At 62.4% G+C, this 6,112-nt stretch carries 3 protein-coding genes and 3 pseudogenes; 1 reads left to right on the forward strand and 5 read right to left on the reverse strand.

The window, feature by feature from the left end; all coding sequences use genetic code 11:
* Window positions 1-127: 127 nt before the first annotated feature.
* Window positions 128-355 (forward strand): annotated as a pseudogene (locus VSR34_RS37110) (IS110 family transposase); the annotation flags it as partial.
* A 507-nt stretch (window positions 356-862) separates the two neighbouring features.
* Here VSR34_RS37110 and VSR34_RS37115 read toward each other — a convergent pair.
* From VSR34_RS37115 to VSR34_RS37135, 5 genes and pseudogenes are all read right to left on the reverse strand, one after another.
* A pseudogene (locus VSR34_RS37115) lies at window positions 863-1,258 on the reverse strand (site-specific integrase); the annotation flags it as partial.
* Between the two features lie 364 nt (window positions 1,259-1,622).
* Window positions 1,623-2,453, reverse strand: coding sequence for a cytochrome c (locus tag VSR34_RS37120; RefSeq protein WP_342965091.1), 831 nt, complete (start codon window positions 2,451-2,453; stop codon window positions 1,623-1,625).
* Between the two features lie 585 nt (window positions 2,454-3,038).
* A complete protein-coding gene (locus tag VSR34_RS37125; RefSeq protein ID WP_342965092.1) occupies window positions 3,039-4,208 on the reverse strand; it encodes an IS91 family transposase in 1,170 nt (389 codons plus the stop codon).
* 23 nt (window positions 4,209-4,231) lie between these two features.
* Entirely contained in the window at window positions 4,232-5,107 is an 876-nt protein-coding gene (locus tag VSR34_RS37130; RefSeq protein WP_342965093.1) for a site-specific integrase, read from the reverse strand.
* Between the two features lie 486 nt (window positions 5,108-5,593).
* A pseudogene (locus VSR34_RS37135) lies at window positions 5,594-5,797 on the reverse strand (integrase); the annotation flags it as partial.
* Window positions 5,798-6,112: the final 315 nt, after the last annotated feature.

Here is a 6,112-nt window from a genome sequence, read left to right on the forward strand (position 1 = left end):
CCAGCCCGCCCTGTTTCCACATTGGTCGTTGGGGGTGTCGGTTGAACGATAGGAGCCGGATGAATCGAGAGATTCACGTCCGGATCTGTGAGAGCGTGCGGGTGAGATTCCTGGGCGCTACTCGACAATTAGTAAGCGAGGTGATACATATTTGCGCACGTTGTTGATCCACGGGGCGCGCAGTGTGCTGCATCACACGAAGGACCCAAGTAATTGGCTCCGGCAAATCAGCCTTCGCCGCCCCTCGAATGTCGTGGCGGTCGCGCCGGCGAACAAGATGGCGCGAACAATCTGGGCGATGCTGGCGCATGATCGCCCGTATGAACGTGCGCATATCAGCGTCAAGCCTGCTTGACTGCTAGACCTTGCCACATCATGTGGGGGAGTCAATTTTATGAGCAAGTGAAACGTCAAAGTTGCGCTGGCAAACGTAAGTGATGACGACACAGGTCGGACCGGGACTCGCGAAACCTGGGAATAACCAAGAGCTTCGAGCTCGCGTTAAGAATGAGGAGCGAGTCAGCGGAATTCGTAGGGGCCAGCGGCCGGTCAGGCTGCAAAAAAGGCCGAATATAGAGCTGCAACCCTCCTGTCAGTCAGAACGAACGCAAAAAACCGGTGCAATCTGGGGGACGTTCATATAGGTTATTGGACGTCTGCCCTCATTCACGTGGCTGTGAGTCTGCCGCGGTGCGGGTGGGCAGGCGTCGAATAAGCCTCGAGGGAGGAAACCGCGGAGTGGTCCGGGGCATTCGGAAGTTAAAGTTCGGGTGAACTATGGCGATTGATGGTCCGGCATCCTTGCGCCGCGCTGCGGCACTGTTCGATGGCCGACATGTTCGAGCAGCACCGGTGAGAGCATTACCGAGAGGGCCGTCTGGTGCTTCAGATTGCCTGTGGCGGCGATGAGCCGCCGTACTTCATCGGGGCTGAGCACGACCGGCAGCGTACGGGGCACGCGCACGGGCTGCATGCGGGCCATCAGTTCGGGCTCGTGGAGCGTGATCTCGAAGAAGAACTTCAACCCGGTGATCGCGGCGTTCAGTGACACCGGCGACGTGCCATGATCAACCAGATGCAGCTGGTAGGTTCGCAGATCCTCGACGGTGGCGGTATCAGGCGAGCGCCCGAGGTATCGGGCGAACTCGCGCACGATGCGCAGATAGTTGGCTTGCGTCTTGGGGGAAAGCTGGCGCATGCGCATGTCGTCGATCATGCGCTGGCGCAACGGGCTGACGGTCGCTTGAGAGGAGGTCATGATGCGGCTCCTGTTGATGAACGAGGCGGATTGCCTCATTCGCCAACATAAAACCGCGTGACCGGCGCCTCCCTGACCTCCAGCGTCGGACCGGAGCTCCCTACCGCGCGAGCGGTTTCGTGTACGCCCGTGATGGCGTGCCATTTGCAGGGTGCAAGTCCCTGCCGGAGTTGGCCACAGCTCCGTAGCTGAAGGTAACTGCGTCGTCGTGAGACGGGGTGGGAGTAACCGGAGGCGAACTGTCGGTCCGTAGGTGGCCGCTCCTGGCCGACGAACGCCACGGCAGCCGCCTGACGGCGAGAATTCCAGTTTGCATGGCCGGTGAAAGACTATTACGCAGCCTTCAAATCGTAACTCGCATGCCTTACTGTCCAACCTTCCGATGCACCATGTACGCGAGATAAGCGACGATCAAATCGATCTCGCGATCGCTTAGTTGGTCCCGCGGGAAAGCGGGCATGGTCCGACCGGGCCAGTCTCGAACCGATGCCGGATTGCGAATGTAGCGGTGCAATGCGGCGGGCTGGAAGTACTCGACTGGGTTCATCGGCACATTGAGGTCGGGACCGGTGTTCGCGCTGCCCGCGTGGTTGAGCCGGTGACAGGCGAGACACTGGGTGATGAACAGGCTTTGGCCCGCGCGGACCGGATCGGTTGCCGGGAGCGCCGGATCGATGGCGAGCACCGGCCAACGTACAGATGGCGATGGTTGCGTAGTAAGTTGCGCGATCTGGTAAGGCCATTGCTCGCTGCGCACGGATGCCGCCTCCCTGCCGACCCAGACTAGGTAGAACGGTCCAGCGCTAACAGGCTTGCCCGGCAGGTTCGGCCACGGCTGCGCCGGGTCCTCGACCGCGAGCCATGCGACGGCCGTCGCGGGATCACGGTTGCGCACGAGGTCCATCGGCAGTTGCGCGGCGAAGCCGTCGGTCGCACGTGCCTCCAGTACGCTGTCCGCAGGAAACGCCGCACCGTCCAGCAGATTGGCCAGCGGAACTGCGCGGTACGTCGTCGACGTACCGTAGGCGACATCTCGCGGAACGCGAATTTCGGTAGCATCCGGACGCGCCAGCAACGCCCCTTGGCTAAACGACTGGGTTTTGCCGCCGATCGTAAGCCCGATCATGGGCTGCGCACAATACCCGATCACGCTAAGCGTCATCAGCAAAACCGCAAACAACACGCGTTTCGACATTTTTCCTCCGTGCATTGCTATTGCCGGTGACGTCTGCGGCAACTCCGCCGAAGCCGCGAATTCATTCGGCACCGTTGATCGGATTATGTCAGTTGTGGCGAATCGCCAGTAGCGCGCGTGCCGTCTATGCGAGCCGGGCGCATAGAGGCGTGAGATGCGAACAGGGGTCTATCTTGCTTTCCCGCCTTGCATGACATCACAGCAGCCGCTTCACGTTCGCGGCCCGCACCCGTTAAGGGTTATTCGACGCCTGCCATCGGCCACAGGAATGTGACGGTGCCTCCGCGCGTGTCGGCAGGCGTCGAATAACCCTCGATGGAGGAAACCGCGGAGTGCCCCGAAGCGCTTGAAGTCTTCGCGGCTATGGCGATTGATAGGCCAGGATGCTCAGGGGTGCCGGATGCGGCGCGTTCAGGCGGGATGCCGGATGGGCACTGACGCGATGACGAAGCGGTGCTGAGGTGCGATCGCGATGATGACGCGGGCTTGGGAGGCGCTTCGGGAAGCGACACGCGCAAACGTCCGCTCGTGGGCCGCGTTGCCGCAGAGCCGACGTTCGACAGGCGGATCGAAGAACCGCGATGCTCATGTCTGCCCCCGCCGCATCGGTGGTGCCCGGATCGGGGCGGTGCGCGCGAGGATGTCGATGACGATCATCGGTGCGCCGCAGTGCCGGCAGATGAAGACGGGCCGGGTTGCGATGACGGTGTCGTCCGGTAATGGGCTGATTTCGGGTGCAACATGCAGCAGATCGCGCACCTTCGCGAGCCTGGCGCGGCGCACCGGGTTGGCGAGCAGTCCGTAGTGACGGATGCGATGGAAGCCGCCAGGCAGCACATGGAGCAGGAAGCGGCGCATGAATTCGCCGGTTTCGAGGGTCATGGTCTTGTAGCGGGTGCGTCCCTTCGCGCGGTAGTCCTTCCAGCGGAACGTCACGCCGCGCTCATCGAAGGCGACGAGGCGCTGGTTGGAGATGGCAACGCGGTGGGTGTAGCGTGAGAGGTACTCGAGCACTGCCGTTGGTCCAGCGAACGGGCGCTTGGCGTAGACCACCCATTCGCAGGTCCGTAGCGGCGCAAGCCACCGGGCAAAGGTGGCGGGATCAGCGAGGCCGGTGTACTCGCCGAAGAACTGCAGCTGGCCATGCTGGTGGGCCGCTTCGAGTGCCTGGAGGAAGCGCCGGCGGAACAGGCGTGAGAGCACGCGCACCGGCAGGAAGAAGCCGGGTCGGCACGCAATCCAGCGCTCGCCATCGGGCGAGAGTCCGCCGCCGGGGACGATGCCGTGCACGTGCGGATGATGCGTGAGCGCCGAGCCCCAGGTGTGCAGTACGAGCGTGGCCCCGATCTGGGCGCCGAGGTGTCTGGGATCAGCGGCGATCGTGCGCAGCGTGTCGGCGGCGATGTCGAGCAGCAGGCCGTAGATGATCCGTTTGTTGTACCAGGCAATCGCACTGACGGGCGCAGGCAGCGTGAAGACGACGTGGAAGTATTCGACGGGTAGCAGATCGGCCTGGCGCGCCTCGAGCCAGCGGTGTGCAGCACTGGCCTGGCACTTCGGGCAATGGCGGTCCCGGCACGAGTTGAAGGACACTTCCGTCCTTGTGCAGCCAGAACAGCGCAGCACATGTCCGCCCAGTGCCGCCGTGCGGCACCGTTCGATGGCCGACATGACCTTCAGCTGCCCCAGGCTCAGGTGTGTCGTGGCTCGCCACGCTGGCCCGTGGTTGCGGAAGATCTCTGCGACCTCCGGCACGGGGTGCTCCGCGTGCTGCCGGGCTAGCCGGCGGGCAGGCGGTCCAGCGGACTGATCACCTTGCGCAGGAGGTCAGTGGCAACCTGGGTATAGAGCGTGGTCGTCTCGATCTTCCTGTGTCCGAGCAGTACCTGGATCACGCGGATATCCTCCTTCTGTTCCAGCAGATGCGTGGCAAACGAGTGGCGCAGCGTGTGCATGGACACATGCTTGTCGATCTGTGCGGCTTCGGCGGCGGACTGAATCGCACGGTTCAGTTGCCTGGGCGTGAGGGGATCGACGGGATCCATGCCAGGGAACAGCCACCCGCCATCGAGCATGCAGCCCTGTGCATGGGCCACGCGCCACCAGACGCGCAGACGTTCGAGCAGGACCGGCGAAAGCATCGCGTAGCGGTCGCGGCGGCCCTTGCCCTGCTCGATGCGCAGGGTCATGCGCTGGCTGTCGATGTCGCTGACCCTGAGCGCGACCACTTCGCTCGCACGCAGTCCGGCGCCATAGGCGACCGACAGCGCAGTCTGATGCTTGAGGTTTGTGGCTGCCGCGATGAGTCGCCGCACCTCCTCGGGGCTGAGCACGACCGGCAGCGTGCGGGGCACGCGTACCGGCTTCATCCGCGCCATCAGCTCAGGTTTGCCGAGCGTGACTTCGAAGAAGAACTTCAGACCGCTGATTGCGGCGTTGAGCGACACCGGTGACACGCCGTGATCGACGAGATGCAGCTGGTAGTCCCGGAGGTTCTCGACGGTGGCGGTATCGGGTGAATGCCCGAGAAACCTGGCGAACTGACGTACGGCACGCAGATAGGCGGCTTGGGTCTTGGGTGCGAACTTGCGCATGCGCAAGTCCTCAAGCATACGGCGGCGCAGCGGGCTGATGCCCGGATCGGAGGAGGTCATGATGGGGCTCCTGCTGGAGGACGAGGCGGATTGCCTCAACCACCAACATAAGCACCGGCGCCACTGGCCTCCCATTCGCCGCCAGAGTGGGGCCGCAGCCCCCTACCGCGCGAGCGGTTTAGTCCATCGACCCAAAGCGGTCTTCCGTCGCGCACTGCAGGCAACGGCGGGTATCAGAGCTAAATCGGACGTGAGGCTGACCCGGAACGCGAAAGTCGTAGCCGAGGATGGAAGCGACGCTCAAATGTCCCTGCGGAACGGAAGGCGAACCTCCGTACATGGCCCGTCTGAGAACGGATTAGGGGCGGCTGTGAATCGGTGCCGGCGATCACCCGATTACCCGGTCAAGGCAAGTCCGCCTTTTCTAGGCGTTTTGATGATTCGGCGTCTGTACCACCGCATCAATGGGCGCTCGATACCCCGTCGATTGACACTGCCGAAACCCGCACCGCTCGACGATCCAGCGCTGATTGTCGATGTCCAACCCACCTGCAGCCGCGTCAGATCGCATGCCTGAAGCCTGCTATCAATCGCGAGATTGAACATAGCCAGCTCGCGAATGTTCGAAGACATTTGGAGCCGGGTGCGAATCGCCAAGATTTCCGGAAGCTTCAAGGGCGGCTTCTGGCCGGTGAGCTTGCCCTTGTTCCATGGCACACGATTGGCTGCGCGAGCATTCAGCGTTTCCATGATGATCTCCTTTCAGTTGAAGGGAGATCCAGTGTGCCGTCTCGCAGTGGAAGCAGTGGTCGCTATCAACCCACTTCTGCCGCTTGAATGTTTTCCACTTCGACGGCAGCTTTCAAGATGGAAGCGACATTCAAGTGACTCGGGTGTCCTTGAGCGCAACGACAGAAGTCGAGCGGGAAGGGCGTTCACCTAGGGCGTGTTCACACTAATTGTGTTTGATCGTATACTTCGGTGATGGAAATCACCGAAGCCCAATATCAACGGATCGAGCATTGCCTGCCACGACAGCGGGGCAATGTCAGCTTGACGAACCTG

Origin of the sequence: Paraburkholderia sp. JHI2823 (assembly GCF_038900695.1) — a bacterium.
In the GTDB taxonomy this organism is placed as follows: domain Bacteria; phylum Pseudomonadota; class Gammaproteobacteria; order Burkholderiales; family Burkholderiaceae; genus Paraburkholderia; species Paraburkholderia mimosarum.